This is a genomic window from Streptomyces alkaliphilus, from assembly GCF_014141535.1.
Classification (GTDB): Bacteria; Actinomycetota; Actinomycetes; order Streptomycetales; family Streptomycetaceae; genus Streptomyces; species Streptomyces alkaliphilus.
This window is the reverse complement of sequence record NZ_VKHT01001548.1, coordinates 1-751: the sequence shown is the minus strand read 5'-3', so window position 1 is coordinate 751 and position 751 is coordinate 1. Positions and strand designations below refer to the sequence as shown.

1 protein-coding gene is annotated in these 751 nt (G+C 77.0%); it reads left to right on the top strand.

The annotated features are described in order from the left end of the window. Positions 1-483 (top strand): MGMT family protein (locus FNQ90_RS25600; RefSeq protein WP_228471612.1); only part of this gene is annotated, 483 nt, incomplete at its 5' end. Positions 484-751: the final 268 nt, after the last annotated feature.

The following is a 751-nucleotide window of genomic DNA, read 5'->3' as shown; positions in this document are numbered from 1 at the left end:
GGGTCGGGGTCGTCGGAGGGAGCGGGAAAGACCGTGGAACGTGTGAACGATCGGGTCGATCGGATCCTGGCGGTTGTCGAGACGATCCCACCCGGCCGGGTGCTCACCTACGGCGACGTCGCCGCGCTCGTCGGCTCCGGTGGTCCGCGCACCGTCGGACGGACGATGGCCCTGTACGGCGGGACGGTGCCCTGGTGGCGGGTGGTGCGGGCCGGTGGGCACGCCCCCGCCGGTCACGAGGCCCGTGCCCTGGCGCACTATCGGGCGGAGGGCACGCCGTTGCGCGGCCTCGACCCGCCGCGGGTCGATCTCCCGCGGGCCCGTTGGGCCGGCGGGGCCGCCGACCCGGGCGAGGCCGCGGATCTCCGGGACATCCCGGCGGAGCTCGCCGCCGCCATCCCGCCCGATCGTCGTCACACCCCGCCGTCCGGCACCCCGGACGACGGCACGACAGGCGCCCCGCCCGGCGCGCCGACCCGTTGAGGGCGCCCCCGGCGCACACGCCGGGCGGCCGCTCCTCGGACGCTCACTGCTCACATCCACCAGCTTCCGTCATCCCCCACCGGCCGGGCCAACCGCCCCGGCCTCCGGTCGGTGGTTGCCCGGCGGAACCGGTCCGGCGCACCGATCGACGCGCCCGGCCCGTGTCCCGCGGCCGTCCCTGCCGTACCGTCGGCACCATCACCCGGCCCGTTCCCGCTCCGGCGGGATTCCCTCCCGAGAACACGCGACGCCCGTGACGCACTCCGCT